The sequence below is a fragment of the Mycobacterium sp. 20KCMC460 genome (assembly GCF_022179425.1).
In the GTDB taxonomy this organism is placed as follows: domain Bacteria; phylum Actinomycetota; class Actinomycetes; order Mycobacteriales; family Mycobacteriaceae; genus Mycobacterium; species Mycobacterium kiyosense.
The window spans coordinates 1071394-1098285 of sequence record NZ_AP025524.1; the positions used below are offsets into that span (position 1 = coordinate 1071394).

The following is a 26892-nucleotide window of genomic DNA, read 5'->3' on the forward strand; positions in this document are numbered from 1 at the left end:
ACGCCGAGGCTTCACGCGCATCGCCGAGGGTTCACGCGCAACGCCTAGGGTTCACGCGCATCGTTCTGGGCTTCGCTTCTGATCCTGGGGCGGTGGCCGGTGTAGGCGCTCAATGCATTATGTGTGAATCCATGGCTTTGGTTGTGAAGCAATGGTTTTGAGTGTGAGCATATGGCGGGATTTCGGGCGGATTGCCGCCCAGGCTTCACACTCGACGCCCAGGGCTCACGCGCAACGCCCAGCCTTCACGCGCAACGCCCAGGCTTCACGCGCGACGCCCAGGGTTCACGCGCAACGCCGAGGGTTCACGCGCAACGCCGAGGGTTCACGCGCAACGCCCAGCCTTCACCCCCACCGCCCAGACACCGAGGCTTCACGCCCGAAAGCCCGAAAGCCCGAAAGCCCGAAAGCCCGAAAGCCCGAAAACCCCATAAGGGAGAACGCCAGACAGATCAAAACGTACTTGTCGGCCGGACGTTGTTGGCCATATCCACCAGGGTGTACCGATGCCGCTGGGTGGGCGCCACTCGGGCCAGACTGCGCAGCGAGGCCTCCACGCCCAACCGCAAACCGTGGTCGGTGAACGGAAACCCCAGGATGTGGTTGGTGCTGGGCTGCTTCTCAGCAGCGTTGTCCTGCAGCCAGTCCATCGCGCCGCCCAGCACCAAAGCCCTGATCTGCAACACCCGCGGTTCGGTGGCCGGCAACGCCTCCACCCGTCGGGCGGCGTCGCGGATCTGCTCCTCGGTGATCTCGCTCTGCGAGCGGCCGGACAGCAGGGTCACCGCGCTGGTCAGCCGCGCCGTGGTGAAATGCCTTGAGGTGGGCGGTACTTCGTCGAGCACCTGTACCGCGCCGTCGCGGTCGCCTGCCGCCGAGAGGGACCGGGCCAACCCGAAAGCCGCCGAGATCACACCGTCGTTGGTGCTCCACACTGTCCGGTAGAACTTCTGCTCGTCGGGTTCGCCGGCCAGCTCGGCGGTCGCGGCCAGCGCCAGTTTGGGCGCCAGCTCGCCGGGGAAAGTGTCCAGCACATCGGTGAAATCCTTGATCGCCGATTCGTAGTCGCCGGTGAGCAACTCCGACACCGCCCGGTACCAGACCAGCCGCCACTGCCAGCCCACCCGGGCCGCCAGGTCGTTGAGCTTGCGGGTGGCCTTGCTGACATCGCCCAGGTCCAGCAACGCCCGCACTTCCATCAGCGGCAGCTCCACCGACTCCGAGACATCGGCCCCGTCGGCGTCCAGCGAGCCGTGTCGCGCCGCCCGCAGCGAATCCAGGGTCTGCACCGGCTGCGACAGCACGGTGGCCTGCAACACCGGTGCGGCCACGTCGGCCGGATCCACCAGCGGCACCGACAGCGCCGTGACGATCTCCTTGGCGGTCAGCTTCTCGGAGTGCACCTGGCCGTCCAGGTACACGTCGGTGTGCGCGACCAGCAGGTCCACCCCGAACGTGGAGCGACTGGGGCTGAAGATCGTCGACAACCCGGGCCGCGGCACCCCGGTGTCCTGGGCGACCACTTCGCGCAGCACGCCCATCAACTGCCCGGACATCTCCTCGGCGGTGGCGAACCGCCGCCGCGGGTCGGGGTCGATGGCGCGCCGCAGCAACCGGCCGAAGGAGTCGTATTTGGCCAGCACCGGGTCGTCGTCGGGCAGTCCGTCCACGTAGCGGCCGTTGCGGGTGCGCAGATTCAGCGTCAGCGCGGCCAGCGTCCGTCCCACCGTGTAGATGTCGGTGGCGACGGTGGGGCCGGTCCGCACGATCTCGGGCGCCTGGTAGCCAGGTGTGCCGTAGAGGTAGCCGAACGAATTGATCCGCGACACCGCGCCGAGGTCGATCAGCTTGAGCTGCTCCTCGGTGAGCATGATGTTCTCCGGCTTGAGGTCGTTGTAGACCAGGCCGATGGAATGCAGGTAGCTCAGCGCGGGCAGGATTTCCAGGATGTAGGCGATCGCCTCGGCGACCGGCAGCTTCTGGGCTTTGCCGTTTCTGCGGCTGCGTTTGAGCGACTGCCCGCCGATGTACTCCATGACGATGTAGCCGACCGGATCGCCGTGCTTGTCGTTGTGCTCGACGAAGTTGAAGATCTGCACGATCGAGGGGTGCACGACCTCGGCCAGGAACTGCCGTTCCGCCATCGCGATGGCCTGCGCCTCGGCATCACCGGAATGCACCAGGCCTTTGAGCACCACCGGGCGGTCGTTGACGTTGTGGTCCACGGCCAGGTAGACCCAGCCCAGCCCGCCGTGCGCGATGCAACCCTTGACCTCGTACTGGCCGGCCACGATATCGCCGGGATTCAGTTGTGGCACAAAGGAATACGGGCTACCGCAGTACGGGCACCAGCCTTCCGAGGCACCCTTTTCCTCCGGACCGGACCGGCCCACCGGGCGACCGCAGTTCCAGCAGAACCGCTTGGATTCCGGGACCACCGGATTCTTCATCAGGGCGGTGAGCGGATCGATGTCGGGGACCCGGGGAATCTCCACCAACCCGCCGCCGAGCTGCCGGACCGCCGGCAACGCGCGCGTCGCGCCCGCGATCCGGTCCTGCGGCTGCGTGTCTATCGACCCCAGCGAGAAGGCGAACTCGTCGTCGTCATCGTCGTCGTCGAAATCGGGCCGGAACAGGGCCTGGGTGGCCTGCGGCCGGCCCGTCCTGGCCGTCGCACCCGTCTGGGCGTCCTCCGGCGGCGAGGCAGGCTGGCTACCGGGGGAGCCCTCCTCCTCCAGAACCGCTTCGCCCAGTTCGTCTTCCTGCACCGGCTTGCCCATCAGTCCACGTATTTCGGTTGCGGCGGCAGCGGCGCCGGCCCCAGAACCGTCAACCACTTGCGGTACAACGTATTCCAGGTGCCGTCGCCCCGGATGCGTTCGAGTGTCCCGTTGACGAACCGGACCAGGCCGGTGTTGTCCAGGTTGATCCCGATGCCGTAGGGCTGGGTCGCCATGTTCGGTCCCACGATGTGCAGGTAGGGGTCTTCCTCCACCAATCCGGCCAGGATCGAGTCGTCGGTGGACACGGCGTCGATCTGACGCTGCTGCATCGCGACCAGGCAGTCGGCCCAGTTCACCACCGACACGATGACCGGTGGCGGCGAGATCTCCCGGATCCGGCGTAGCGAGGTGGTTCCGCGGGCCACGCAGACCCGCTTACCGGACAGGTCGGACACCTTCGCGATCGGCGAATCGCGCGGGGCCAGGATGCGCTGGTTGGCATCGAGGTAGACGGTGGAGAAGTTGACCAGCTTGCGGCGCTCGCAGGTGATGGTCATGGTCTTGACGACGATGTCGACCTGAGACTTCTGCAGTGCGGTGATCCGCTCGTCGGCGGACAGGATCCGGTACTCGACGTGATTCGGGGCGCCGAAGATGTCGCGCGCGACCTCGCCCGCGATGTCCACGTCGAACCCGGTGATCTCCCCGGTGATCGGGTCGCGGAAGCTGAACAGGTTGCTGCCGATGTCCAGCCCCACGATCAGCCGGCCACGGGTGCGGATGGGCTCCACTGCGGCGTCGGCGTCGGCCCTGTTGGGAAACGGCCGCAGGCTGGCCGTGGGATTGCAGTCCTGGCTGTTGGAGTCGGGCGGCAGCGGGGACTCCATCTGCAGTTCCTGCATCCCCACCGGGGTCGGCAACGGCAGCGTCGGGGCGATCTCCACCTTCAGCGACTCGGAGTGACCGCAGCCGGCCAGCAACAGAGCCGCCAGCAGGAGACCTGCGCCACGGCGCATCACCGGTACTCCTTGAGCCGCGGCCACAGCCCCAGCGCGACCGCGATGGCGGCGCCCAGGCTCAGCACCACCGCGCCGACCTGCGCCCCGGCCAGCCCGCGCTTGGCGTTGAGGACGTCGTTGCGCAGGTGGTTGCGGCTTTGGATCATCGCCTTGTTGAGCGCTTCGTCGAGCTTGTCGAACGCGGGGGTGGAGTCGTCCTCGCCCTTGCCGAGCGCCACCTGCGTGGCGGCCCGGTAGTTGCCGACCGAGATGTAGGCGTTGATCCGGTCGTTGGCCTGCTGCCAGCGGACCAGCAGCTGGTCGGCGCCCTGCAAGTCGGGCTTGTCGACGGCGTCGTGGCGGGCCATGTACGCGTCGAGTTGGTGGTGCATGGCATCGATGCGCTGGTAGAACGCCTGCTTGCGCACCTCTTCGTCGCCGCGCCGGATCAGCGACAAAGTCTCATCGGCGCGAGCCTGTTGGGCGGTGATCGCCAGGTTGGTCACGGTCTTGAGCGACTCGGCGGCAGTGTCCTTCGCACTACGACTAGCTGTAGTGGAAATAGCCAACGCGGTTCCGACCCACACCACCATGACGAGGATACCGAGACCGCCGACGACCAGGCCTGGATTGATACGCCGCCGGGTGCGCCGGGCCAGCCAGCGGTGCGAGAACGCGCCGAACATCACCGTGGTCGCGACCACCAGGATCACCGGCGCCGGGATCTGGGTGGACGCGGTGGTTTCACTGTCCACCCGAGCCGACGTGGCCTGGTAGAGCTGCTGCGCGTCCGGCAGGATCCGGGACTGCATCAGCCCGGACGCCTCCGACAGGTACGACGAGCCCACCGGGTTGCCGGCCCGGTTATTTGTCCGCGCGATCTCGATCAGCCCGGTATAGACCGCCAGCTCGGCATTGATCCGGCCCAGCAGCTGCACCAGCGACTCGTCGGTGAGCCCGCTGGACGCGCGGGTCACCGCGCTCGCGGCGTCGGTGATGGCCTGCTCGTAGCGCACCCGGACACTGCGCGGCTCGGCCTGGGCGATGAACGCGGTCGCCGCCGCCGCGTCGGCCACCGACAGCGTGGTGTAGAGCCGGCCGGCCGCGAAGGACAGCGGCTCGGTGTGGTCGAGCACGGTGGTCAGCACCTGCTGGCGGTGGTTGATGGTGGTGGAGGTGGCGAACGCGCTGGACACACCGAGAGCCGCCAGCACGATGCCGATGGTCAGGATACGGCCGGGCGTGGTGGAGATGAACCACCAGCGCGGGTGGGCCGGTTCGGCGGGCGAGCGCAATCCCTGTGGCTCGGTCGACGGGTGCGCGAGCTCAACCGTCACGTCTGTTCCGACCTCATCTTTCGGCCATACCACGAACCTCTATAAGCGAAGTCTAAGAGCATTGCGCGGAGGATGTGGGGAGGCGGCACCAATCCGGGCGTGCATATCCTGAATCGGTGCAGGGTGACGGTGACGGATGGGTGATTTCCGAGCGCGGCATCCATTACTGGGGCAGGTTCGGCGCGGCCGGACTGCTGTTGCGGGCGCCGCGGCCCGACGGCACCCCCGCGGTTCTGCTGCAACACCGGGCGGTGTGGAGCCACCAAGGCGGCACCTGGGGCTTGCCGGGCGGTGCCCGCGACAGCCACGAGACCCCCGAGCAGACCGCGGTGCGCGAGGCGCGGGAGGAGGCCGGGCTGGACGCCGAACTGCTGACCGTGCGGACGACGTTGGTCACCGCCGAGATCGCGGGACTGCGCGGTACGCGCTGGAGCTACACCACCGTCGTCGCTGATGCCGCCGAACTGCTGGAAACCGTGGCGAACCGGGAGAGCGCGGAGTTGCGCTGGGTCGGCGAGGACGACGTCGCCGAGCTGCCGTTGCACCCGGGATTCGCGGCCAGCTGGGAGCGGCTGCGCGGTGTCCTGGCCGGGTTGCCGCTGCGGGCGTGAGCTCAGCAGACCGCGCTGAGCGCCGAGGCGAGTTCCGTGGCAGCCGCCCGCGGGTCGTCGGCGGCGGTGATGGCGCGAACCACGACGATCCGCCGGGCGCCGGCTTCGAGCACCTCCGGCAGCCGCGCGGCGTCGATGCCGCCGATGGCGAACCAGGGCTTGTCGGTGTCCAGGCCGGCGACGGCGCGGACCAGCTCCAGCCCCGGTGCCGGGCGGCCCGGCTTGGTGGGGGTGGGCCAGCACGGGCCGACGCAGAAGTAGTCGGCGGCTCCGCCGGCCGCGGCGGCAGCTTCGCCCGGAGTGTGACTGGACAGGCCGAGCAGCGGGCCCGCTCCCACGATCTCGCGGGCCACCTTGACAGGCAGGTCGCGTTGGCCCAGGTGCAGCACGTCGGCGCCGGCCGCGCGGGCGATGTCGGCGCGGTCGTTCACCGCGAACAGGGCGCCGTGCCGGTGGGCCGCGTCGGCCAGGACCTCGCAGGCGGCCAGCTCGTCGAGCGCCTCCAGCGGACCGAACCGCTGCTCACCGGGCGACCCTTTGTCGCGCAGCTGGATGATGTCCACCCCCCCGGCCAGCGCGGCGTCGGCAAACTCGGCCAGGTCGCCGCGTTCCCGGCGGGCGTCGGTGCACAGGTATAACCGGGCCTTCTGCAGCGCGGGACCGAGGCGGGGCTGATGCACACCGCGACGTTAGCGCGCTAGCGTAGAAGCCGAACAACACACGGGAGTCCCGGGTACCAGCGGGGCTGAGAGTGGGCTGACGAAGTCGCAGACCGGTCTGCGGGCTTGGACCTGCCCTTACCGTCACACCTGATCCGGGTCATGCCGGCGAAGGGAGGCAAGGATGTCAAGCACGCCCACCGGGACGGTCGCCGTGATCGGCGGCGGCGTCATCGGGTTGTCGGTGGCACGCCGCGCGGCCCAGGCCGGGTTTTCGGTGCTGGTGCACCGCGATTCCGATTTCGGTGCTTCCTGGGTGGCCGGCGGCATGCTGGCCCCGCACAGCGAGGGCTGGCCCGGCGAGGAGCAGTTGCTGCGGCTGGGCCTGGAGTCGCTGCGGCTGTGGCGCGAGGGCGGTTTTCTGGACGGGCTGGACCCGCAGGTGGTGACCGCGCGCGAGTCGCTGGTGGTGGCCGTCGACCGTGCCGACGTCGCCGATCTGCGGACCGTGGCGGACTGGCTGTCGGCCCAAGGCCATCCGGTGGTTTGGGAATCGTCCATGCGCGACGTCGAACCGCAACTGGCCCAAGGCATTCGGCACGGGTTCCGGGCGCCGACCGAGCTCGCGGTGGACAACCGCGCGGTGCTCGAGGCGCTGATCGGTGACTGCGAGCGACTCGGGGTCCGGTGGGCCGGTCCGGTGACCGAACTCGGTGCGGCGCAGGGCGAGACGGTGGTGATCGCCAACGGCATCGACGCCCCCGCGTTGTGCCCCGGGCTGCCGGTGCGTCCGGTGAAGGGCGAGGTGCTGCGGTTGCGCTGGCGCAAGGGCTGCACACCGTTGCCGCAGCGGGTGGTTCGGGCCCGGATACACGGCCGTCAGGTGTACCTGGTGCCCCGGGCCGACGGGGTGGTGGTCGGCGCGACCCAGTACGAACACGGGCGGGACACCGCGCCGGTGGTGTCGGGGGTGCGTGACCTGCTCGACGACGCGTGCGCGGTGCTGCCGGCGCTGGGGGAGTACGAACTGGCCGAGTGCGCCGCCGGCCTGCGGCCGATGACCCCGGACAACCTGCCCATCGTGCGGCGACTGGACGAGCGGACGCTGGTGGCCACCGGGCACGGCCGCTCCGGGTTCCTGTTGGCGCCGTGGACAGCTGAACAGATTGTGTCCCAACTCATTCCAATCGGAGTGCACTGATGATCGTGGTTGTCAACGAACAGCAGCTCGAGGTCGACGAGCAGACCACCGTGGCCGCGCTGCTGGAGTCGATGGGTTTTCCGGACCGCGGGGTCGCAGTGGCGGTGGACGCGGCCGTGCTGCCCCGATCAGCGTGGGCCTCACGGCTCGCCGAGTTGTCGGGGTTGAGCGGGCCGATGCGGCTCGAGGTGGTCTCGGCGGTGCAGGGTGGTTAGGCCGGACGACGGTACGGGCAAGCTGACGATCGCTGACCGTAGTTTCGCCTCGCGGCTGATCATGGGCACCGGCGGGGCGACCAGCCTGGCGGTGCTGGAGGAGGCGCTGGTGGCCTCTGGCACCGAGCTGACCACCGTCGCGATCCGCCGCGTCGACGCCGAGGGCGGCACCGGGCTGCTCGAGTTGCTCAACCGGCTCGGTATCACGCCGTTGCCCAACACCGCCGGCTGTCGTAGCGCGGCCGAGGCGGTGCTGACCGCACAGCTGGCCCGCGAGGCGCTGGACACCAACTGGGTCAAGCTGGAGGTGATTGCCGACGAGCGCACGTTGCTGCCCGACGCAATCGAATTAGTCAGGGCTGCAGAGCAATTGGTTGACGACGGGTTCGTGGTACTGCCCTACACAAACGACGACCCGGCGCTGGCCCGCCGCCTGGAGGACACCGGATGCGCGGCGGTGATGCCGTTGGGTTCGCCGATCGGCACCGGCCTGGGCATCGCCAACCCGCACAACATCGAGATGATCGTGTCCCGGGCGGGTGTCCCGGTGGTGTTGGACGCGGGGATCGGCACCGCCAGTGACGCGGCGCTGGCCATGGAGCTGGGTTGCGACGCAGTGCTGTTGGCCACCGCCGTCACCCGCGCGGCCGATCCGCCGACGATGGCCGCGGCGATGGCCGCAGCGGTCACCGCCGGATACCTGGCGCACCGCGGCGGCCGCATCCCGAAACGCTTCTGGGCCCAGGCGTCCAGCCCGGCGCTATGACCGGAAATGGTATGAAACGCTATGTCGCACTGGGTAGTTCGATGGCAGCCGGTCCCGGAATCCGGCCCCGGGCGGCGGGGGCGCCGCGGCGGGCCGGACGCTCGGCGCGCAACTATCCGCATCTGGTCGCCGGTCGGGCCGGCCTGGACCTGACCGACGTCACCTACTCCGGCGCCACCACCGCCCACGTGCTCGCCGACCGCCAGCACGGTGCGGCACCGCAGATCGCCGCACTGGACGGCACCGAGAGCTTGGTGACGGTGACCATCGGCGGCAACGACGTCGGCTATGTCCCGCTGTTGATGGCGGCGTCGTTGCCGTCGCCGCTGCGGTGTCTGCCGTTGCTGGGTAGCCGCCTGAACGAACTGCTGGATCCCGATGCCCGCGAGCGCGCGCTGGCCGTGGTGTTCGATTCGCTGTGCGATGTGGGCCGCAGCCTGCGCCGGCACGCGCCGCGGGCGCGGATCTTCTTCGTGGACTACCTGACGATCCTGCCGCCCGCCGGCGAATCGGCGCCGCCGCTCGCCGACGAGCATGCCGGACTGGGCCGGCATGTGGCGAGCGAGCTGGCCCGGCTGACGGCCGAGGCCGCCGCGGCCACCGACTGCGAAGTGGTGTCGGCGGCCGCGGCCAGCCGCGATCATCACGCGTGGTCGGAGCAGCCCTGGACCACGACGCCGGCCAGAACCGTTGTGCCACTACCGGGTCGGCCCGCACCGCTGCACCCGAACGGGGCAGGGATGCGGGCCGTCGCCGATCTCGTGTTGCAGGAGCTGTAGCCCCAGGGCGTCAGCCGTTGGCTTGCCACCACTTGTAGAGCGCGGCCGTGTCGCCGCCCGATCCGCGGACGAACGCCACCACGTTCTTGGCGTCCACGGTCCAGATGACCTCGGCCTTGCCGTCATCGGTTCCGCAGGCGACCTGCCCGGCCGAGTCGGTCGAGCTGCCCTGGTGCCAGGTGGTCGGCGACTTGGCGTCCCCGCAGTTCGCAAGCGTGTCGCCGGCGATGAGTTTGGTGAACGCGCTGGCCATGTCGGAGCTGTTGGGGAACAGGAAGTACTTGGCCCCCGACGGTCCACTGCTGTCGGAGTTCTGCCCACAGACCAGTACCGACTGCACCGTCGGGAAGGCGGACTGCACCTCCGAAACCGATTGGGAGGAGCAGTTACTCGAGTTGTAGCCCTTGGACAGCGATCCGGCGAACGCGTCGGTCGGGTCGGCCGACGCGGTGCCGGCACCGAAGCAGCCGAAACTGGCTACCACTGCCGCGGCGGTGATGCCGCGCAGTGCGTTGGCGCGATGAGTCATTGTTAGCTCCTTGCTTGTCGTTGGATTGAGTAACTATTGGACGAGTGATCCGGCTGCGCTGCTTGACGAAACAGAACAGTCCTTCGCGGCCCGAACGGAAAAATCAGCCGTTGGTGCGCCACCATTGGTAGAGCGCGGCGGTGTCGGTGTTCGAGGCGCGGATGAAGCTCAGTACGTTCTTCGCGTCGGTGGTCCAGATGACCTCGGCCTGGCCCTGGTAGGTGCCGCAGGCCACCTGCCCGGCTGATGTGGTGGCATTGCCCTGATGCCAGGTGGTGGGCGAGTCGGCGTCGCCGCACTTGGCCAGGGTGTCGTCTTTGATGCTGGCGGTGAATGCACTGGCCAGGTCGGTGGTGTTGCCGAACAACATGTACTTGCCGACCACGGGCCCACCCTCGAGCGAGTTCTGGCCGCATTCCATGACCGCGACCATGCCGCTGGACGGGTCTTTGGCGCTGCAGTTGCTTGTCGAGTAGCCCTTCGACAGCACGCTGACCAGCGTTTCGTTGGGGTCGGCATTGGCTGCGGCCATACCCGCGTAACTGACACTGCCCAGCACTGCCGCGGCGGTGGCGGCCCGCAACAACTTCGATAGGGGGGACATCGATGGACTCCTCGGTGGTTTGTGGGACCGGTGGTGCAACTGTGCCGATATCGGGGAAGTGTATTTGCGGTATACGACTTAAAACAGGGTTTTGCCAACATGGATAGTAGAGCGATGCCGCGCCGGCGCAATACATTCCGTTGCAAACTATCTTTCTTGGCATTAGTTTCCCATAAATCCCCGGTGCCGAGTCGATGGCGGACGCAGCCCTGCGATTTCGGGGTGAGGCCGCTTTCGGGCCGAATATGCTTCGGAGCGGTCTTATTCCGATGCGGCGCAGGCCGGCCGGGACCGGACGGATTTGGCGGCTAAAGAATATTGAAATCTGCAGTCTCTCAATAATTTTCACCCGCGCCGCAGTGGCTCGTCGGCAATTTGCGGAATCGGCTGATGGCCGCGCAGGTTGGAGAGCCGTGGCGACGGATTTCGGGTATGGTAAGCGTCGCTTCACGCCAGCTAACTTCTTCTGATCAGGAGAATTCATGACGCAACCACCTCCCGGTTACCCGCCGCAGCAGCCGGCCGGATCGCCGCCGAACAACTACTTGGTGTGGTCGATTTTGGCGACGCTGTTCTGCTTTCCCATCACCGGGATCATCGCGATCGTCAAGTCCAGCCAGGTGTCCGGATTGTGGGCGCAAGGGCTGCACGCCGAGGCGCAGGCGTCCGCCGACGCCGCCAAGAAGTGGGTGAAGTGGTCGGTCATCATCTGGGTGGTATCCGTCATCGTCTACGGAATCCTCATGGTCGTACTCGCGTCGAACACCCCGGACAACAGCGCTGCGATGGCCGCCGCGCTGTTCTGAGTCCCGGCTCGACATGACCCGCCACGTCGCGGAGCCCGCCCAGCTGGGCGCACCACTGTTGGTGGCCGGCGCCTCGGTGCTGGTGTGCTCCGCGATCTGGCTGGGCGACCCGACCACCCCGGGTGGGCCGCTGCCGACCTGCCCCACCAAAGCGCTGCTGGGTATCGACTGCCCCGGCTGTGGCAGCATGCGAATGCTCTACAGCCTGATGCACGGTGATCCGTTGGCGGCCGCGAGGTTCAACGCGCTGGGTCTGGTGGCTCTGGTGCTCCTGGTGTGGGCCTATCTGGGCTGGGCGTACGGCCGCGCGACGGGTCAGCGCATCCGGAGCTGGCAGCACGGGCGCTGGGCTCCGGCGGTCACCTTGACGCTTGTGATGGCCTGGTTTGTGGTGCGCAACCTGCCGTTCGCTCCGTTCACCGGGTTGTTCGTGTGATCGGGCCCGATCGCGCCACGCTGGTCTAGTCTGGGCGCGATGGCGAACAAATCGAAGACGATTCCTGCCGCGCTGGCTTTGTGGGTCGTGGTGGCCCTCGTTGCATTCCTGTCCGGTTGCACGCGCTGCTCGAACGACGCGCAGCCCGCCGGCAGCAACACCGCCGCGACCGAGTTCGCCACCATGATCCGCGGCAAGGTCACCACCGACGCGATGATGGCGCACCTGAGAAAACTGCAAGACATCGCCAACGCCAACAACGGCACCCGCGCCGTCGGCACGCCGGGCTACGACGCCAGCGTCGACTACGTCGCTGAAACGTTGCGCAGCAAGGGTTTCGAGGTTCAACTCCCGGAGTTCTCGGCGCGGGTGTTTCACGCCGACAAAGGTTCGTTGACCGTCGGCGACCTGACCGCCGAGGCGCGCGCGCTGGAATACAGTCGCAGCGCCCCCGACGGAGTGACCGGGCCGCTGCTGTTCGCGCCCGAGGGGGACAGTCCCGGCTGCACGCCCGGTGACTACGACCGGCTGCCGGTACAGGGCGCCGTGGTGGTGGTCGGTCGCGGCGCCTGCCAGTTCGCGCAGAAGGAAGACGCCGCCGCCCAGCGCGGCGCCGTCGCCCTGATCGTCGTCGACAACGTCGACGAGCAGTCGATGGGCGGCACGCTGGGGGCGAATACCGACGTCAAGATCCCGGTGGTCAGCGTCACCAGGTCCGTCGGCTACCAACTGCGCTCCAAGTCCGGCCCGGCGACGATCAAGCTGAACGCGGAGACCAAAAGTTTCAAGGCCCGCAACGTGATTGCCCAAACCAAGACGGGATCGTCGACCGACGTCGTGATGGCCGGAGCGCACCTGGACAGCGTCCCGGAGGGCCCCGGCATCAACGACAACGGTTCCGGGGTGGCCGCGGTCCTGGAAACCGCAGTGCAGCTTGGCAATTCGCCGCAGGTGCACAATGCGGTCCGGTTCGCGTTCTGGGGCGCCGAGGAACTCGGGCTGATCGGCTCCCGCAATTACGTGGAGTCGCTGGATCTCGAGGGGCTCAAGAACATCGCGCTGTACCTGAACTTCGACATGCTGGCCTCGCCCAATCCGGGTTACTTCACCTACGACGGCGACCAGTCGCTGCCGCTGGACCAACGCGGCCAGCCGGTGGTGCCCGAAGGGTCGGCGGGTATCGAGCGAATGCTGGTCAACTACCTGAAGTTGTCCGGCAAGACCGCGCAGGACACCTCGTTCGACGGCCGCTCCGACTACGACGGATTCACCTTGGCCGGCATTCCGTCCGGCGGGTTGTTCGCCGGCGCGGAGGCCAAGAAATCCGACGAACAGGCCAAGCTGTGGGGCGGGACCGCAAACGAGCCCTTCGATCCCAACTATCACCAGAAGGGCGACACCCTCGAGCACATCGACCGCACCGCGCTGGGCATCCAGGGTGGCGGCGTCGCCTACGCCGTGGCCCTGTACGCGCAGGACATCGGCGGACGAAACGGAGTTCCGGCCATGGCGGACCGCGTCCGTCACGTGCTCGCGAAGTCATGATCGGCCGGCTCGCCGCCCTGCTGCTGACCCTGCTGCTCGCGGCGTGCTCGACTCCGCATTCGTCCCCCACCCCGGCTGCCGTGCCGGATCCGGCCCGCGCGCTGGCGGCCAAGGTGACCGCCGACGCGATGTTCACCCATCTTCGGGCCCTGCAGAATATCGCCAACGCCAACAAGGGCAGTCGGGCTTCGGGAACGCCGGGTTATGACGCGAGCGTGGACTATGTGGCGAACACACTGCGCGGCAAAGGTTTCGAGGTCTCCACGCCGCAGTTCGAGCGGTTGCGCAACACCTCGCAGGGCAAGCCGACACTGACGGTTGCCGGGCGGAGCTTTCCCGTCGACCAGGCCTCGCTGCTGGTCAAGACGCCGGCGGGCGGGCTGAGCGGACAACCGGTCCGGCCCGCCCAGCCGGCCGGCTGCGCCGCCGCCGACTACCCGGCCACCCTGCCCAAGGGAGCCATCGCAGTCACCGACGACACCGGATGTTCGGTGGTCGACAAGCAGAACACGGCGGCGGCCAAGGGTGCGGCGGCGCTGATCGTGACCAGCCAGCCAGGCGGTCGCGGCGCTCCGCCCACCCTGTTCAACCCCGGCTACTACAACCAGCTGACCGTTCCGGTCGCCGTCGTCGGCGCCGAGGGAGCCGCCGCGTTGAGCCGTGCCACCGGGACGGTGCGCCTGGTGCTGGACGCGGAGAACCTCAAAGTCATCTCGCGAAACGTGCTGGCGCAGACCAGGACCGGAACAGGCAAAGACGTCGTGATGGTCGGCACCCACCTGGACAGCGCACCGGACAGCCCGGGCATCAACAACGCGGGGACCGGGGTGGCGGCGGTGCTCGAGACCGCGCTGCAGCTCGGGCCGCTGCCGGCGGTGACCAACGCCGTCCGGTTCGCGTTCTGGGGCGCCGAGGAGAACGGCACCAACGGTTCCATGGACTACGTGTTCGGGCTGGACAACGACGCGCTCAACGATATTGCGCTGTATCTGAACTTCGACATGCTGGGCTCGCCCAACCCGGGATTCTTCACCGACGACGGCGACCAGTCGGGTCCGCCCGGGACCGCGGTGGCATCCAGCGACGTGCCCGAAGGCTCGGCCGGCATAGAACGCACCCTGGCCGGTTACCTGAACCTGGCCGGCAAGCGACCGGACGACATGCCGTTGAACACCCGCACCGATTACCATCCGTTCCTGGCGGCGGGCGTGCCGGTGGGCGGCATGAACACCGGAGCCTCGCAGCTGAAAACTACTGTGCAGGAACGGTTCTGGGGCGGGCAGGCCGGTGCCGCGTTCGACCCGAACTATCGGAGCGCCCGCGACACCGCCGACGCCGTCGACCGGGAAGCATTGGCGGTCATGGGGTCTGGCGTGGCGTTCGCGGTAGCGACCTATGCGGCGTCGATCACCGGCGTCAACGGTGTAGCTCCGCGCGACAAGCGCCATCGGACGCGGATCTCCTGACGCCGATAGAGCCGTTGAGCCACAGGCATTTCAGCTGGCCGCGGCGCATTCGACTCAGTACCCCGCGCCGCGCTGTCTAGACTAAGGTTCCTCGCATGCAGGCCGGTCGGGACGGGGTTGTCAGATGATGTTGCGCTCACGCAGGGTGCTCGGGTCGCTTCGGGTCGTGACGGCCTGCCTGGGTGCGGTGCTGATGGTGGCCGGGTGTTCACCGACCGTGGTATCGGGCCGCGCAGTGTCGATTCTCAACGATCCGTTCCGGGTAGGCGGGCTGCCCGCTACCAACGGGCCCAGCGGTATCCGGCCGAACGCGCCGGCGCCCACCGGGACGGTGGTCAACACCGACAACGGGGCCATCGACAAGTTGGCGTTGTTGTCGATCAACGACATCGAGGACTTCTGGAAGGCCAACTACAAGGCGCCGCTGAAGGGTTCGTTCAAACCGGTCGACAAGTACGTGTCGTATGACTCCGAGGCCCGCAACGGCCCCACCGTGTGCCGCACCGAGACCTATCAGAACGTCAACGCGTTCTTCACCTCCCGATGCAACCTGATCGCCTGGGACCGTGGCGTGTTCATGCCGACCGCACAGAAATACTTCGGCGACATGTCCGTCAACGGTGTGCTGGCCCACGAGTTCGGCCATGCCCTGCAGGCCATGGCCAAACTCGTCACCCGACGAGACCCCACGATCGTCTATGAACAACAGGCGGACTGCTTCGCCGGTGTCTACCTCTTCCACGTCGCCGAGGGGAAGTCGCCGCGGTTCACACTCAGCACCGCAGAGGGACTCGACCACGTGCTCGCCGGGGTGATCACCACCCGCGACCCGGTGATGGACTCCGACGAGTCCAACGACGACGAACACGGCTCGGCCCTGGACCGGGTCAGTGCGTTCCAGATGGGCTTCGTCACTGGCACTTCGGCTTGCGCGACCATCACCAAAGCCGAGATCGAACAGCGGCGCGGCGACCTGCCGACCGCGCTGCGGGTGGACACCGGCGAGACCGGGGAGGTCCAGATCAACGAAGACACACTGAAAACGCTGATGGAGTTGATGGGCAAGATCTTCGCGCCCAAGAACCCACCCACCCTGTCGCTCAAGCAGGGCGGCTGCTCGGACGCCAAACCCAGCCCGCCGGCGTCCTACTGTCCGGCTACCAACACCATCGCGGTCGACCTGTCCGACCTGGCGGCGATGGGGAAGGTCGCCGGTGAGAAGCAGCACAGCCTGCCGCAGGGGGACGACACCGCGCTGTCGATCGTGATGTCGCGCTACGCACTGGCGGTGCAGCACGAGCGCGGCCTGCCGATGCAGAGCCCCTGGACCGCGCTGCGTACCGCGTGCCTGACCGGCGTCGCGCACCGCAAGATGGCCGAGAACATCGAACTGCCGTCGGGCAACTCGCTGGTGCTCACCGCCGGTGACCTCGACGAAGCCGTGGCCGGTCTGCTCACCAACCACATCGTCGCCAGCGACGCCGACGGCACCAGCGTGCCCGCCGGCTTCACCCGGATCGCGGCGTTCCGCTCCGGCGTAGTCGGCGACTTGGACGGTTGTTACTCGCGCTATCCAGGGTAGAGTTTGCCCCTGTGACCGACCAGCCACCGGGCTACCCGCCGCCACCGCCGGGTGGCTATGGGTATGAACCGATGCCACCGCAAGGCGGGTACGGCTACGAGCCGCCGTCACCGCCGATGTACGGTTATCCGCCGCCGATGGGCGGCTACCCCGTGCAGCAGGGCACCAACGGGATGGCCATCGCCGCGCTGGTGTGTGCCCTTGCCGGGCCTTTTCTTTGCGGCATCCCCACCATCTTGGGACTGATCTTCGGGTTCCTCGGGCTCAGTCAGATCAAGACGAGCGGACAGCAGGGGCGTGGCTTGGCGATAGCCGGGATCGTCATCAGTGCGGTCACACTCGTCGCCGGGATCATCCTCTCCATCGCATTGGTGGCCCTCAACCAGTCGGAATCGCGGCACCGCCACCAGCACGATGACGACTACTACAACAGCGCCCCCGCTGCGGCGATGATCTTGCCACGCCTGGGCGGTTAGCTCGCTTTCGCAATGCCGGAGAACGTCTCGAGTTCGGCACCCGCTGGCTCAGCGCCGAAAAGTTCGGGACCGCTTTCCGGTCGTGGCCGTGGTCGGCGGTGTGACAAATCTTCAGCTGTTCATCACGTTGGCAGCAGAGTTGAGCGGCCAGCTCGGCTGAATCTCACTTCCGTTGTAAGTCAATAGATCTCGGGGTGGGGCACCATGTGCTCGGGCTCATCGCTGAGCTGCTGGCCGTTGTGCACCCACATGATCGCCGCCCAGGTGAGCAGCAGCCAGCCGAGCGCGACCGTCGGGATCGCCCAGGCCCGCCGGATCAGCAGCGCTTTGCCGCATCCGGCAGTGGAGGCATTAACGTCGTGAGAGATGTGGGCGAGTTGGAAGCCGATGCCGTTCCCGCAGCTGATCTTGATGCCATAGGCGTCGTACTGATCCAGGTAGACCGGGAACCACAGCGCGGCCAAGCCGACGAAAGCGAGCAGCAAGCCGACGATTGCGACGTAGATCTGACGATGACTCACAGCTTCTCCAAGACGAATGTTAATTGTCGATTCGTTGCTCAACGCTCAAGTCATGCATACGTTGGAGAACAACAGCACGGGCCACGAGACGATGGACCCCAGGAACGACACCGCCAGGTCGGCACCCTGCATCTGGTGCAGGTGTTCGGTGTGCGTCGTCGACCATATCGCTCCCACCAGCAGGTATGGGGTCCCGACGATAATTCCGACGGCGATGAGCTGGGCCACACTGAGCTGAACACTCAGCACCCGGCGAATTGTGTCCAACACCTTGCCCCGCCAACCATCGGACCGCCCCTCGAATGCCGAATATGTTAATCGACATTCCGGCGGGATGGAAGTTCGGCCAGGTTTTCCCGGGCGCCAGGATCAGGCTCGTCGACCCCGGTCGCGGGGCAGCAGCCGAAGCGCCGCAGCCACCGCCAGGGCGGGGACGTCGAGCGTCTTCGAGCCCAGGTCGTGGCGTCCGCCGGTGATTTCGACGATCTCGGTCGGCGCTGAAATCAGCGCCGCCGCCGCGCGCAACTCCGACAGGGTGCCGAAGGCGTCCGACGAGCCGTGCGTGAACACGGTGGGCACCGTGATGCCCGGCAGGTGCTCGGTGCGGGCGCGTTCGGGCTTGCCGGGTGGATGCAGGGGATAGGACGACAGCGCCAACACGTCGACGGACGCGTCCCCGTCCGCGACCACCATCGACGTCTGCCGGCCGCCGTAGGAATGACCACCGGCGACCAGCGGACCCGCGGCGAGACCGCGGCACAGCTCGATCGCCTCGACGATGCCGGCTCGGTCGGCTGCCGCCGACCCGGACGGCGGGCCCTTCGGGCGGCGCCGCCGGTAGGGCAGGTTGTAGCGGACCGCCAGCCAGCCGTGACGCGCCCACTCGTCGCAAAACTGTTGCAGCAGTTTGGCATCCCGGTTTCCACCGGCGCCGTGAGTGAGCACGGCGATCCCTTTCGGCGTGCCCGCTGGTTCGTGCGCGATCCCGGCGATGGCTTCGAGATTCATAACCCGAGATTCATAACCCGAGACTCATATCCCGAGCCGAAACAGCGGCGAGACCGGGCCGTGGCCGTGGCCCAGCGGGTAGGCGGCGCGCAAAGATTCGGTGACCCAATGCTTCCCGAACCGGACGGCGTCGGGCACGGTGTAGCCGTGCGCCAGCGCACACGCCACCGCGCTGGCCAGCGTGTCACCACCGCCGTGGTCGCAGGCGGTGGCTACTCGTGCCTCGTGGAACTCGTAGAAATCCGCGCCGTCATACAGTAGGTCGGAGCTGAACTGCGAGCTCCGCAGGTGCCCGCCCTTGACCAGCGCCCACCGCGGGCCCAACGCATGCAGCGCCTTGGCCGCCGCCCGTTGAGATTCGTCGTCGACGACATCGATGTCGACCAACAGTCGCACCTCGTCCAGGTTGGGTGTCACCAGCGTGGCCAACGGAAACAGTTGGGAGCGAAGCGAATCCAGTGCTTCGTGGGCCAGTAGTCGATCGCCGTGCATGGACGCGCACACCGGATCGACCACCAGCGGCACCGTCAGGCCCAGCCGACGCCAGGTGTCCGCCACCGTTGCGATGATGTTCGACGACGCCAGCATCCCGGTCTTGGCGGCCTGAATGCCGATGTCCGTCACCACCGCTTCGATCTGGCCGGCCACCACGTCGTCGGGAACCTCATGAAAGCTCTTGACGCCCAACGTGTTCTGCACGGTGACCGCGGTGACGGCGACGCAGGCGTGCACGCCGAGCAGCGCCATCGTGCGCATGTCGGCCTGGATGCCCGCGCCGCCGCCGGAGTCGGATCCGGCGACGGTCAGCACCCGCAGCGGCGTCGCACCCGGCGCCGGCAGCGGCAGCGTCACTGCTGAGCGAGCGGGAGATACACCCGGTTGCCGTGATCGGCGAACTCGCGTGACTTCTCCTCCATGCCCGCGGCCAGCATGGCTTCGACATCCTCCTCGGTTTCCAGCCCGTGCTTGGCGGCGAAGTCGCGCACGTCCTGGGTGATCCGCATCGAGCAGAACTTCGGCCCGCACATCGAGCAGAAGTGCGCGGTCTTGGCGGGCTCGGCCGGCAGCGTTTCGTCGTGGTATTCCCGCGCCGTGTCGGGGTCCAGCGACAGTGCGAACTGGTCGTTCCACCGGAACTCGAAACGCGCGGTGCTCAAAGCATTGTCACGCTCCTGGGCGTGCGGGTGCCCCTTGGCCAGATCACCCGCATGCGCGGCGATCTTATAGGCGATCACACCGTCCTTGACGTCCTTGCGGTCCGGCAGTCCGAGGTGTTCCTTGGGGGTGACGTAGCACAGCATCGCGGTGCCGGCCTGGGCGATGATGGCCGCACCGATCGCCGAGGTGATGTGGTCGTAGGCCGGCGCGATGTCAGTGGCCAGCGGCCCCAGCGTGTAGAAGGGTGCTTCCTCGCACCACTCTTCTTCCAGGCGCACGTTCTCCACGATCTTGTGCATCGGGACATGTCCCGGGCCTTCGATCATCACCTGCACGCCATGGGATTTCGCGATCTTGGTCAACTCACCCAGGGTGCGCAACTCGGCGAACTGGGCGGCGTCGTTGGCGTCGGCGATGGAACCCGGCCGCAGGCCGTCGCCCAGCGAGAACGTGACGTCGTAGCGGGCCAGGATGTCGCAGAGTTCCTCGAAGTTGGTGTACAGGAACGACTCCCGGTGGTGCGCCAGGCACCAGGCGGCCATGATCGACCCGCCGCGGGACACGATGCCGGTGACCCGCTTGGCGGTGAGCGGCACATACCGCAGCAGCACCCCGGCGTGCACGGTCATGTAGTCCACACCCTGCTCGCACTGCTCGATTACGGTGTCGCGGTACAGCTCCCAGGTGAGTTGGGTCGGGTCGCCCTTGACCTTTTCCAGCGCCTGATAGATCGGCACCGTGCCAACCGGCACCGGCGAGTTGCGCATGATCCACTCGCGGGTCTCGTGGATGTTCTTGCCGGTGGACAGGTCCATGATGGTGTCCGCACCCCAGCGGGTGGCCCACACCATCTTGTCGACCTCCTCGGCGATCGAGGACGTGACGGCCGAGTTACCGATGTTGGCGTTGACCTTCACCGCGAACGCCTTGCCGATGATCATCGGCTCGCTCTCGGGATGGTTGTGATTGGCCGGGATGACCGCGCGGCCCCGGGCCACCTCGTCGCGCACCAATTCCGCGGGCATGCCCTCGCGGACCGCGATGTAGGCCATCTCGGCGGTGATCTCCCCGGCACGGGCACGCTGCAGCTGAGTGCCGCGGTCGCGAACCACGCCCGGACGCGGCGGCAGGCCCGCGCTCAGGTCGATCACCGCGTTGTCGTCGGTGTACGGCCCGGAGGTGTCGTAGAGGTCGAAATGATCCCCGGTGGACAGGTGTACCCGACGGAACGGCACCCGTGCGCCGGGGACCCCCTCGACCTCCCGGTAAGTCTTTCTGCTGCCCGCTATGGGGCCGGTTGTCACTGCGGCGCCGGCCATCTCCGGGGTCGTCGAAATCAGATCGGTCATCTTGGTTCTCCCTACGCCGGCATTACCCGGTCAGGTTCGTACGGTCGACGGCCCCGAGCCGTCCTCTCAGCGCACCGGGCGTGCGCTCCCGTGTGATTTTCGGTTGGGCGTCTTCCACGCTAGCGCAGCGCGGCGTCGGAAGGCAGCGGACGCGATGCTCAGCCGTGGGATGGCCACCGAGGTGGCCGCCCCGACTGCCGGGTGCGATGATGCCAAACGTGCAGCGTGCCGAGAACGACGCCGCGGCGCCGGGGGGCCGCGAGCAGTCCCCCGATCCCGTGCTCGCCCCCGGGGCCGGCCCGTATCTGAACGTGGGCAGCTTCCGGTTCTGGTTCGTCGGGCAACATTGGGAGTGGTCCGACGAGGTGGCCCGGATGCACGGCTACGAACCCGGCGACGTGCAGCCCACCACCGAACTGCTGTTGTCCCACAAACATCCCGACGACCGCGCGCACGTGCAGGATCTGCTCGACTATGCGCTGCGGTCGGGCGAGCCGTTCTCCAGTCGGCACCGGTTCATCGACACCGCCGGCAACGTGCACGACGCGATCGTGGTGGCCGATCGCATGGTCGACGACTCCGGCGCGGTGTTGGGCACCGCCGGGCACTACATCGACCTCACCGAGACCCTGGACGAGACGCGTCAGGAGGTGCTCGACGAGGCCCTGCCCGACCTCTTCGACAACCGCGCGGTGATCGAGCAGGCCAAGGGCGTGCTGATGTTCGTTTACCGGGTCAGTGCTGATCAGGCGTTCCGCGTGCTGCAGTGGCGATCGCAGGAGACGAACACCAAACTGCGCGGGCTGGCTACCCAGCTGCTCGCCGAGGTCGCCCGGCTGGAGAGCCCGTCGGCGTCCGTGCAGGGTCAGTTCGACCACCTGCTCCTGACGGTGCACGAGCGCATTCCTGCGGAGACCGAAACCGGCTAGGCTCGGAATCTGGGACGGGAGAGACAGCGGATTCGGGCTGGTGTGGCTCAGGCCTCCGGCCGATCCGACTCGAGGTGGGCTAAAGCGATGGAACTGTTGGAAGTCGCTCACGAGTCTGGTGAGGCGGCGGTGATCGTGCATGTCAGAGGCGACGTCGACACCAGCACGGTGGATCAGCTCAGGCAGGCGGGCACTGCCGCGCTCCGGATGGCCGCCGGCCACCCAGCGCGGCTGCTGATCCTGGACTTACAGGCGGTCAACTTCTTCGGCAGCGCCGGCTTGAACGCCGTCCTGGACTGTCATGAGGCGGGTGCGACTGCCGGCACCACGGTGCGGGTGGTCGCCGACCATAGCCGGGTGCTGCAACCGATCCAGGTCACCGAACTGGACCGTGTCCTCGACATCAGCCCGAGTCTGTCCGACGCCCTGCGACGATGACCGAGCTCCCGATGCGCGACTTCGCGGTCCAGGCCGCCGACTCGGTCACCGGGATCCTGACCGCCGTGCTGGCCTCGCCGCACGGGTGCGGCGGCGCCACCGCGGCTGCGGTCGGCGTGATGGTCGACGGTGAAGAGCACGTCCGCTTCGAATTCGCCGGCGCGCTCCCTGCCGAGCTCAAGGACCGGTACCACGTCGCCCGGCTGGACAGTCCGCTGGTGGGCGTCGACGTGATCACCAGCGGCCGGCGAATGATCATCCCCGACACGTTCGACCTGCCCCCGCGGTACGACCATGCCGTCCGCGACATGGCGGGTTCGGTGCGTGCCTGCGTGGCCCATCCATTGCACTCCGGCAGCGGAAATGTCATCGGCGTGCTGTTACTGCTGTGGTCGAGTGCGCGTACGTTCAGCGAGGCTGAACTCGACATGTTCGCCCGGATAGCCGATGTCGCCCAGGAGGTGCTGAACCGGCTCCTGCTGACTGCACGCGAACACCGCATCGCCGCCGACTTCCAGGACCACCTGCTCGACCTCGACCACGGGTCGACGGACGCCGTGGTGGCAGCCGTCTACCAACCGGCCGACGACGCCGCCCGGGTCGGCGGCAACTGGTATTCGGCGACCAAGCTGACGCCCGGCCGGATCGGTGTCTCGGTCGGCGACGTCGACGGCCACGGGCTGCCCGCCGCGATCGTGATGAGCAGGCTGCGTGCCGCAGTAACCGTATCCGCGCTGACCGCGGCCGACCCGGCCGCTGTGCTGGAAGCATTGGACAAATACGCGGCCACCGTCGCCGGCGCCCGTTGCGCGACGCTGGCATACGCCGTCGTCGACAGCACCGGTGAGCGGGACCGCATCAGCTATTCGTGTGCGGGCCACCCGCCTCCGCTGCTGGTGCCGCCGGAGGAGCATCCGGTCTTCCTCAGCGAAGGGCGGCGGCCGCCGATTGCCAGCGGCGCGGACCCGGTGCCCGGGCGGACCGCGACGGAGTACCTGCCGCCTGGCAGCCTCGTGCTGCTCTATACCGACGGACTGATCGAGCGGGCCGAAGAGAGCCCCAGCTACGGGTTCGACCGGCTGCGTGCCGCGGCGGCCGAGTGCGCATGGCTGCCGGTGGGATCGGTGTGTGCTGAGCTGCTGGCCCGGATGAAGCCACCCGGTGGCTACCGCGACGACGTCGTGGTACTCGCGCTGCGGCCCACCCACACCTGTGCGCGCAGTTTCGCCGTGGCGCTGCCCGCCACACCGGACCACATCCCGGTGGGGCGCGGCGCGCTGCGCGATTGGCTGCGGCTGATCACCGTCGACCCGGAACGCGAGCAGGACATCCTGTTGGCGACGGGGGAAGCGGTCACCAACGCGATCGAACACGGCAGTCGCTGCGAGTCGCGCCTGACGGTGACGATCGAGGCGTTCCATTCGCACGGAACGGTGTCGGTCACCGTCAGCGACTCCGGGTGCTGGACCGGCGACTCGTCCGCCAGTCAGCGCAGTCGACGGCGCGGCCGTGGCCTCACCATGATCAGCAGGCTGGCCGACCAGGTCGACACGATCCGGACCGCCAACGGTACCCGGGTGACACTGCGGTTCGACCGTGCCGTCGCCGGTTAGTCGGCTTCCTCCAGGGCTTCGCCTATTTCCTCGAGAATCTGATTGCGGTGGTTGCTGGCCAGCAGGTGTCCGGTCGCGATGACCAGCGCCACCGGCCAGTCGATCAGTTCGAAGGCCGTCAACGCGGCGATACCGGCGTAGTACGCCAGCTGCTCGGGGTGGGGGACCTGAAGTTTGCCCACCACCGGCAGGTTGATTGCGAACGTGTGGCCGGCCCGGACGTGTTGCACCGCTTCTCGCTGCGTGGTACCGCTGGAAGCCTTCTTTTCGGCCATCATTTGCCTTTCAGTAACGAAGGGTTTCCCGTCACGCCGGGTGATGGGGTCACCGTCGGAAATATGACGACGACAGATGCTCGGCTCGACCCGCTCGCCGCGTCATTAGCCGTTTTACTCAGGCGGCCCCTGACCGAACTCTATGCGCTGCTGTGGCGGGTGGGCGTGCTCGAGGTCGGCACCCGGGCGCAACGGGACGAGTTCCCCGGCCGATCCGCACCCGTATACCAACGCCGCCTGTCTAGTTAGTGCTGCGTAGATCGCTGGCGCCGGCGCGCCGGCCGGCGGTCTTCTTCGCGGGGGCCTTGCGCACCGCCTTCTTTGGCGCTTCCTCGGCGGCCGGCTCGGTGGGAACCGAGGCGAGCTTGGCCGGTGTGGCCACGGCACCCTGCTCGGGCTTCTTGTTCATCCGGCGCAGCAACAGCGCACCGCCACCGACGGCCAGCAGGATGGGCCACTCGACCAGCCCCGCCGCGCCGATGGCGCCGAGGGTCAGGGCCGCCGCCGGCGTCGACTTGCTGCCGGTGCTGATGCCGTGCTGGATTCCCTCGGCGGCGCCTTTGACCCCGCCGACGATGCCGTCGACCGCCGCTCCGCCGACCGCACCGGCGGCCGCCGTGGTAGCCGACGCCGCACGGCTAACCGTGCGCCCCACAGCGCGAAACGTTCCGTCGACGACACCCATGTTCACTCCCTGACCTCGGTTCTCCTGCTTGTATACCCCTCGGCCGCCGACTTCACCAGAAATTACAATGTGGTTCACAGAAGTTTGGGAGCATCACGGGGCCCGCAGGTCGACCAGCACCGGTGCGTGATCGCTGGGCGCCTTGCCTTTGCGTTCCTCCCGGACGATCTCCGCGTGAACCACTTTCTCGGCCAGCGCCGGCGAGCCGAGGATGAAGTCGATGCGCATGCCCTGCTTCTTCGGGAACCGCAACTGGGTGTAGTCCCAGTAGGTGTAGACGCCCGGCCCAGGAGTGAAAGGCCGCACCACGTCGGTGAATTGGGCTTCGACAATCGCTTCGAAAGCCTTGCGTTCCGGTTCGGAGACGTGCGTGCAACCTGCGAAGAACTCGGTGCTCCAGACGTCGTCGTCGGTCGGGGCGATGTTCCAGTCCCCGACCAGTGCGATCGGGGCCGACGGGTCTTCGCGCAGCCAGGATTCAGCCGTATCCCGCAGCGCGGCAAGCCAATTCAACTTATAGGCGTAGTGCGGGTCGTCCAGCGTCCGGCCGTTGGGCACATAAAGGCTCCACACCCGCACGCCCGCACAGGTGGCAGCCAGGGCGCGGGCCTCGGCCGCGGCGGCGACGTCGGGTTTGCTGCTCCAGCTGGGCTGGCCGTCGAAACCGACCTGCACGTCGTGCAGTCCGACTTTGGAGGCGATCGCCACCCCGTTCCACTGGTTGAAGCCGACGTGGGCGACCTCGTAGCCGAGTTCGTAGAACGGCAGCGCGGGGAACTGCGCGTCCGAGCACTTGGTCTCCTGCATGGCCAGCACATCGACCTCGGCGCGCTCCAGCCAGCTCAAGACGCGGTCCAGCCGGGAACGGATCGAGTTGACGTTCCAGGTGGCCAGTCGCAGCGTGTCGTGGGGCACGGCTCCTCCTATCTACTTGCGGGTGGGCTTGTGGGTGGACCACCGGGTGGCGCGAAGTATCGACGGCGATGATGCAGCCAATAGCCACCGGGCACGGGCGGCGACGCGTCGTCGGGCACGACCAGGAATTCGCCGGATGCCGCCTCGCGCAGCAAGAACCGTTCGGTGTGTTCGAGTACCCAGCCCGGCGGCGGGTCCAGCAGCCGGTCGGGCAGCGCCAGGCGCGGCGTCAGCCCACGGCTCGCAAACCAGTCGACGATCGCGGGCAGCGCGCCGATGTTTGCCGAAATATCCAGCGGCACAGCTGAATTGGTAGCAAGGTCGACGCCGCCGGCCGCGCGCAACAGCCAGCCGTCCAGCCAGATTTCCTCGGCGCCCGCCCGCGCCGCGGCGTCGGCGCGCTCGAGTGCCCGGATGTCCGCGGTGCGCACCGGCGCGTCGGTCAGCACGCGCAACGACACCACGTCGGCGGGCGAGACCTCGACGATCGCGCCCGACTTGGTTTGCAACCGCACCGTCGGGTCGAAGGCCAACAGGCGCCCGATCGCGTCGGTCAACGGCGGAACCGATCCGGGTGACCGGCGGTAGCGCAGCGCGATGCGGGTCCCGAGTTCCGGCCACGACGCCATCAGTGACCGAACGGGTCGGGCCCCTCGCCGGGCAGCCACGACAACCCGGGGACACCCCAGCCGTGCGCCTTGATCGCACGCTTGGCGGCCCGGGCGTGCCGGCCGATCAGGCAATCCACATACAGGAATCCGTCGAGATGCCCCGTCTCGTGCTGCAGCATGCGCGCGAACAGACCGGTGCCCTCGATGCTGACCGGTTTGCCGTCGGCGTCGAGCCCGGTGACCCGGGCCCAGTCCGCGCGGCCGGTCGGGAACGACTCACCCGGCACCGAGAGGCAGCCTTCGTCATCTTCGTGGCCCGCCGCCGGCATGGTCTCGGGGATTTCGGAGGTTTCCAGCACCGGGTTGATCACCACCCCGCGACGATGGTCGGTGAGTCCCCGGTCGTCGGCGCAGTCGTAGACGAACAGGCGCAGACTGTGGCCGATCTGGTTGGCGGCCAGGCCGACGCCGTGGGCGGCGTCCATCGTGTCGAACATGGTCTTGATCAATTCCGGCAACTCGGCAGGCAGCGATCCGTCGGCTCCGACGGGCACCGGCGTCGTCGCAGTGTGCAGGACGGGATCTCCCACGATGCGGATGGGTACGACTGCCATGGTCGGCTAGCTTACGGCCCGGCCGGGTGTCACCTTCGTCACG

29 protein-coding genes, 2 pseudogenes and 2 riboswitches are annotated in these 26892 nt (G+C 67.8%); of the genes and pseudogenes, 15 read left to right on the forward strand and 16 right to left on the reverse strand.

All coding sequences use genetic code 11. From position 1 onward, the window contains the following. Window positions 1-452 precede the first annotated feature (452 nt). Genes MKCMC460_RS04870 through glnX form a run of 3 tightly spaced genes read right to left on the reverse strand, consistent with a single transcriptional unit; the run spans window position 453 to window position 5058 of the window. Window positions 453-2780: a serine/threonine-protein kinase PknG gene (locus tag MKCMC460_RS04870; RefSeq protein ID WP_236980614.1), complete on the reverse strand. Its 2328-nt coding sequence runs from the start codon at window positions 2778-2780 to the stop codon at window positions 453-455. After that, on the reverse strand, window positions 2780-3739 hold the full coding sequence (locus MKCMC460_RS04875) for a glutamate ABC transporter substrate-binding protein (RefSeq protein ID WP_236980616.1): 960 nt from the start codon (window positions 3737-3739) through the stop codon (window positions 2780-2782). Before MKCMC460_RS04875 ends, MKCMC460_RS04870 begins: the two co-directional genes overlap by 1 nt. After that, window positions 3739-5058, reverse strand: coding sequence for a protein kinase G-activating protein GlnX (gene glnX / locus MKCMC460_RS04880; RefSeq protein ID WP_236980617.1), 1320 nt, complete (start codon window positions 5056-5058; stop codon window positions 3739-3741). Before glnX ends, MKCMC460_RS04875 begins: the two co-directional genes overlap by 1 nt. A gap of 116 nt (window positions 5059-5174) precedes the next feature. Here glnX and MKCMC460_RS04885 point away from each other — a divergent pair. After that, window positions 5175-5660 (forward strand): annotated as a pseudogene (locus tag MKCMC460_RS04885) (NUDIX domain-containing protein); the annotation flags it as partial. Window positions 5661-5671: 11 nt separating this feature from the next. Here MKCMC460_RS04885 and thiE read toward each other — a convergent pair. After that, window positions 5672-6349 (reverse strand): thiamine phosphate synthase, encoded by a 678-nt coding sequence (gene thiE, locus MKCMC460_RS04890; RefSeq protein ID WP_370653073.1) that lies wholly within the window; start codon window positions 6347-6349, stop codon window positions 5672-5674. Window positions 6350-6379: 30 nt separating this feature from the next. Next, a riboswitch (TPP riboswitch) is annotated at window positions 6380-6522 on the forward strand. On the opposite strand from thiE, the gene thiO reads away from it, so the two are divergent. The 4 genes from thiO to MKCMC460_RS04910 all read left to right on the forward strand — a co-directional run bounded on the left by thiO (window position 6513) and on the right by MKCMC460_RS04910 (window position 9289). Further along, a complete protein-coding gene (thiO, locus tag MKCMC460_RS04895) occupies window positions 6513-7529 on the forward strand; it encodes a glycine oxidase ThiO (protein WP_236980619.1) in 1017 nt (338 codons plus the stop codon). (Overlaps the previous riboswitch by 10 nt.) Further along, entirely contained in the window at window positions 7529-7744 is a 216-nt protein-coding gene (gene thiS / locus MKCMC460_RS04900) for a sulfur carrier protein ThiS (RefSeq protein ID WP_236980621.1), read from the forward strand. The genes thiO and thiS overlap by 1 nt, the downstream gene beginning before the upstream one ends. Beyond that, window positions 7737-8510 carry a thiazole synthase gene (locus MKCMC460_RS04905; RefSeq protein ID WP_370653074.1) on the forward strand — a complete coding sequence of 258 codons (774 nt, stop codon included), beginning with the start codon at window positions 7737-7739 and terminating at the stop codon, window positions 8508-8510. The genes thiS and MKCMC460_RS04905 overlap by 8 nt, the downstream gene beginning before the upstream one ends. 11 nt (window positions 8511-8521) lie before the next feature. Beyond that, window positions 8522-9289 carry an SGNH/GDSL hydrolase family protein gene (locus MKCMC460_RS04910; protein WP_236980623.1) on the forward strand — a complete coding sequence of 256 codons (768 nt, stop codon included), beginning with the start codon at window positions 8522-8524 and terminating at the stop codon, window positions 9287-9289. Between the two features lie 10 nt (window positions 9290-9299). On the opposite strand, the gene MKCMC460_RS04915 is transcribed toward MKCMC460_RS04910, so the two are convergent. Continuing rightward, window positions 9300-9818: a serine/threonine protein kinase gene (locus MKCMC460_RS04915; RefSeq protein WP_236980625.1), complete on the reverse strand. Its 519-nt coding sequence runs from the start codon at window positions 9816-9818 to the stop codon at window positions 9300-9302. A 103-nt stretch (window positions 9819-9921) separates the two neighbouring features. Next, window positions 9922-10422 carry a serine/threonine protein kinase gene (locus MKCMC460_RS04920; protein ID WP_236980628.1) on the reverse strand — a complete coding sequence of 167 codons (501 nt, stop codon included), beginning with the start codon at window positions 10420-10422 and terminating at the stop codon, window positions 9922-9924. A 482-nt stretch (window positions 10423-10904) separates the two neighbouring features. Here MKCMC460_RS04920 and MKCMC460_RS04925 point away from each other — a divergent pair, with 482 nt between their 5' ends. From MKCMC460_RS04925 to MKCMC460_RS04950, 6 genes are all read left to right on the forward strand, one after another. Continuing rightward, window positions 10905-11228, forward strand: a complete 324-nt coding sequence (locus MKCMC460_RS04925) for a CD225/dispanin family protein (RefSeq protein WP_236980630.1) — start codon at window positions 10905-10907, stop codon at window positions 11226-11228. 13 nt (window positions 11229-11241) lie between these two features. Beyond that, the gene (locus MKCMC460_RS04930) at window positions 11242-11664 is read left to right on the forward strand and encodes a DUF2752 domain-containing protein (protein WP_236980631.1); all 423 of its coding nucleotides are present in this window, start codon (window positions 11242-11244) and stop codon (window positions 11662-11664) included. Window positions 11665-11703: 39 nt separating this feature from the next. Continuing rightward, window positions 11704-13209 carry a M28 family metallopeptidase gene (locus MKCMC460_RS04935; protein ID WP_236980633.1) on the forward strand — a complete coding sequence of 502 codons (1506 nt, stop codon included), beginning with the start codon at window positions 11704-11706 and terminating at the stop codon, window positions 13207-13209. Continuing rightward, window positions 13206-14675 (forward strand): M28 family peptidase, encoded by a 1470-nt coding sequence (locus tag MKCMC460_RS04940; RefSeq protein ID WP_236980635.1) that lies wholly within the window; start codon window positions 13206-13208, stop codon window positions 14673-14675. The genes MKCMC460_RS04935 and MKCMC460_RS04940 overlap by 4 nt, the downstream gene beginning before the upstream one ends. A gap of 127 nt (window positions 14676-14802) precedes the next feature. After that, a complete protein-coding gene (locus MKCMC460_RS04945; protein ID WP_236983747.1) occupies window positions 14803-16257 on the forward strand; it encodes a peptidase in 1455 nt (484 codons plus the stop codon). A gap of 11 nt (window positions 16258-16268) precedes the next feature. Further along, window positions 16269-16733 (forward strand): DUF4190 domain-containing protein, encoded by a 465-nt coding sequence (locus MKCMC460_RS04950; RefSeq protein ID WP_236980637.1) that lies wholly within the window; start codon window positions 16269-16271, stop codon window positions 16731-16733. A gap of 179 nt (window positions 16734-16912) precedes the next feature. Here the strand turns inward: MKCMC460_RS04950 and MKCMC460_RS04955 are convergent, their stop codons facing one another. From MKCMC460_RS04955 to thiC, 5 genes are all read right to left on the reverse strand, one after another. After that, window positions 16913-17254 carry a hypothetical protein gene (locus MKCMC460_RS04955; protein ID WP_236980639.1) on the reverse strand — a complete coding sequence of 114 codons (342 nt, stop codon included), beginning with the start codon at window positions 17252-17254 and terminating at the stop codon, window positions 16913-16915. A gap of 45 nt (window positions 17255-17299) precedes the next feature. Next, window positions 17300-17524: a hypothetical protein gene (locus MKCMC460_RS04960; protein WP_236980641.1), complete on the reverse strand. Its 225-nt coding sequence runs from the start codon at window positions 17522-17524 to the stop codon at window positions 17300-17302. Between the two features lie 99 nt (window positions 17525-17623). Next, window positions 17624-18262, reverse strand: coding sequence for an alpha/beta family hydrolase (locus MKCMC460_RS04965; RefSeq protein ID WP_236980643.1), 639 nt, complete (start codon window positions 18260-18262; stop codon window positions 17624-17626). A gap of 24 nt (window positions 18263-18286) precedes the next feature. Beyond that, window positions 18287-19114, reverse strand: a complete 828-nt coding sequence (gene thiD / locus MKCMC460_RS04970) for a bifunctional hydroxymethylpyrimidine kinase/phosphomethylpyrimidine kinase (RefSeq protein ID WP_236980645.1) — start codon at window positions 19112-19114, stop codon at window positions 18287-18289. Then, window positions 19111-20739 carry a phosphomethylpyrimidine synthase ThiC gene (gene thiC, locus MKCMC460_RS04975; RefSeq protein WP_370653142.1) on the reverse strand — a complete coding sequence of 543 codons (1629 nt, stop codon included), beginning with the start codon at window positions 20737-20739 and terminating at the stop codon, window positions 19111-19113. The genes thiD and thiC overlap by 4 nt, the downstream gene beginning before the upstream one ends. 21 nt (window positions 20740-20760) lie before the next feature. After that, window positions 20761-20871: riboswitch (TPP riboswitch) on the reverse strand. 107 nt (window positions 20872-20978) lie between these two features. Between thiC and MKCMC460_RS04980 the strand changes: the two genes are divergently transcribed. The 3 genes from MKCMC460_RS04980 to MKCMC460_RS04990 all read left to right on the forward strand — a co-directional run bounded on the left by MKCMC460_RS04980 (window position 20979) and on the right by MKCMC460_RS04990 (window position 23749). After that, a complete protein-coding gene (locus MKCMC460_RS04980) occupies window positions 20979-21698 on the forward strand; it encodes a PAS and ANTAR domain-containing protein (RefSeq protein ID WP_264960795.1) in 720 nt (239 codons plus the stop codon). Window positions 21699-21785: 87 nt separating this feature from the next. Beyond that, window positions 21786-22136 carry an STAS domain-containing protein gene (locus tag MKCMC460_RS04985; protein ID WP_236980649.1) on the forward strand — a complete coding sequence of 117 codons (351 nt, stop codon included), beginning with the start codon at window positions 21786-21788 and terminating at the stop codon, window positions 22134-22136. Beyond that, window positions 22133-23749 (forward strand): SpoIIE family protein phosphatase, encoded by a 1617-nt coding sequence (locus MKCMC460_RS04990; protein ID WP_236980651.1) that lies wholly within the window; start codon window positions 22133-22135, stop codon window positions 23747-23749. The genes MKCMC460_RS04985 and MKCMC460_RS04990 overlap by 4 nt, the downstream gene beginning before the upstream one ends. Here MKCMC460_RS04990 and MKCMC460_RS04995 read toward each other — a convergent pair. Then, on the reverse strand, window positions 23746-24027 hold the full coding sequence (locus MKCMC460_RS04995) for a hypothetical protein (RefSeq protein ID WP_236980653.1): 282 nt from the start codon (window positions 24025-24027) through the stop codon (window positions 23746-23748). The genes MKCMC460_RS04990 and MKCMC460_RS04995 overlap by 4 nt on opposite strands. Before the next feature lie 60 nt (window positions 24028-24087). Between MKCMC460_RS04995 and MKCMC460_RS05000 the strand changes: the two genes are divergently transcribed. Further along, on the forward strand, window positions 24088-24273 hold the full coding sequence (locus tag MKCMC460_RS05000) for an Rv1535 domain-containing protein (protein WP_238305369.1): 186 nt from the start codon (window positions 24088-24090) through the stop codon (window positions 24271-24273). On the opposite strand, the gene MKCMC460_RS05005 is transcribed toward MKCMC460_RS05000, so the two are convergent. From MKCMC460_RS05005 to MKCMC460_RS05020, 4 genes and pseudogenes are all read right to left on the reverse strand, one after another. Beyond that, window positions 24266-24709, reverse strand: a complete 444-nt coding sequence (locus MKCMC460_RS05005; protein ID WP_236980655.1) for a hypothetical protein — start codon at window positions 24707-24709, stop codon at window positions 24266-24268. The genes MKCMC460_RS05000 and MKCMC460_RS05005 overlap by 8 nt on opposite strands. A 93-nt stretch (window positions 24710-24802) precedes the next feature. Further along, on the reverse strand, window positions 24803-25609 hold the full coding sequence (locus MKCMC460_RS05010) for an exodeoxyribonuclease III (RefSeq protein WP_236983751.1): 807 nt from the start codon (window positions 25607-25609) through the stop codon (window positions 24803-24805). A gap of 143 nt (window positions 25610-25752) precedes the next feature. After that, window positions 25753-26253, reverse strand: a pseudogene (locus tag MKCMC460_RS05015) (GNAT family N-acetyltransferase); the annotation flags it as partial. Continuing rightward, the gene (locus tag MKCMC460_RS05020; protein ID WP_236980659.1) at window positions 26253-26849 is read right to left on the reverse strand and encodes a peptide deformylase; all 597 of its coding nucleotides are present in this window, start codon (window positions 26847-26849) and stop codon (window positions 26253-26255) included. The gene MKCMC460_RS05020 and the pseudogene MKCMC460_RS05015, both read right to left, overlap by 1 nt. Window positions 26850-26892: the final 43 nt, after the last annotated feature.

Coding starts and splice junctions, on each gene's coding strand:
- MKCMC460_RS04945 (WP_236983747.1), top strand. CDS start 14,803: ATGTTGCGCTCACGCAGGGTGCTCGGGTCGCTTCGGGTCGTGACGGCC.
- MKCMC460_RS04990 (WP_236980651.1), top strand. CDS start 22,133: ATGACCGAGCTCCCGATGCGCGACTTCGCGGTCCAGGCCGCCGACTCG.
- MKCMC460_RS04870 (WP_236980614.1), bottom strand. CDS start 2,780: ATGGGCAAGCCGGTGCAGGAAGACGAACTGGGCGAAGCGGTTCTGGAG.
- MKCMC460_RS04935 (WP_236980633.1), top strand. CDS start 11,704: ATGGCGAACAAATCGAAGACGATTCCTGCCGCGCTGGCTTTGTGGGTC.
- MKCMC460_RS05005 (WP_236980655.1), bottom strand. CDS start 24,709: ATGGGTGTCGTCGACGGAACGTTTCGCGCTGTGGGGCGCACGGTTAGC.
- MKCMC460_RS04875 (WP_236980616.1), bottom strand. CDS start 3,739: ATGCGCCGTGGCGCAGGTCTCCTGCTGGCGGCTCTGTTGCTGGCCGGC.
- MKCMC460_RS04940 (WP_236980635.1), top strand. CDS start 13,206: ATGATCGGCCGGCTCGCCGCCCTGCTGCTGACCCTGCTGCTCGCGGCG.
- thiO (WP_236980619.1), top strand. CDS start 6,513: ATGTCAAGCACGCCCACCGGGACGGTCGCCGTGATCGGCGGCGGCGTC.
- MKCMC460_RS04920 (WP_236980628.1), bottom strand. CDS start 10,422: ATGTCCCCCCTATCGAAGTTGTTGCGGGCCGCCACCGCCGCGGCAGTG.
- MKCMC460_RS04910 (WP_236980623.1), top strand. CDS start 8,522: ATGAAACGCTATGTCGCACTGGGTAGTTCGATGGCAGCCGGTCCCGGA.
- thiS (WP_236980621.1), top strand. CDS start 7,529: ATGATCGTGGTTGTCAACGAACAGCAGCTCGAGGTCGACGAGCAGACC.
- MKCMC460_RS04925 (WP_236980630.1), top strand. CDS start 10,905: ATGACGCAACCACCTCCCGGTTACCCGCCGCAGCAGCCGGCCGGATCG.
- MKCMC460_RS04985 (WP_236980649.1), top strand. CDS start 21,786: ATGGAACTGTTGGAAGTCGCTCACGAGTCTGGTGAGGCGGCGGTGATC.
- MKCMC460_RS04915 (WP_236980625.1), bottom strand. CDS start 9,818: ATGACTCATCGCGCCAACGCACTGCGCGGCATCACCGCCGCGGCAGTG.
- MKCMC460_RS04930 (WP_236980631.1), top strand. CDS start 11,242: ATGACCCGCCACGTCGCGGAGCCCGCCCAGCTGGGCGCACCACTGTTG.
- MKCMC460_RS05020 (WP_236980659.1), bottom strand. CDS start 26,849: ATGGCAGTCGTACCCATCCGCATCGTGGGAGATCCCGTCCTGCACACT.
- MKCMC460_RS04995 (WP_236980653.1), bottom strand. CDS start 24,027: ATGATGGCCGAAAAGAAGGCTTCCAGCGGTACCACGCAGCGAGAAGCG.
- MKCMC460_RS04980 (WP_264960795.1), top strand. CDS start 20,979: ATGCCAAACGTGCAGCGTGCCGAGAACGACGCCGCGGCGCCGGGGGGC.
- MKCMC460_RS04965 (WP_236980643.1), bottom strand. CDS start 18,262: ATGAATCTCGAAGCCATCGCCGGGATCGCGCACGAACCAGCGGGCACG.
- thiC (WP_370653142.1), bottom strand. CDS start 20,739: ATGGCCGGCGCCGCAGTGACAACCGGCCCCATAGCGGGCAGCAGAAAG.
- MKCMC460_RS05000 (WP_238305369.1), top strand. CDS start 24,088: ATGACGACGACAGATGCTCGGCTCGACCCGCTCGCCGCGTCATTAGCC.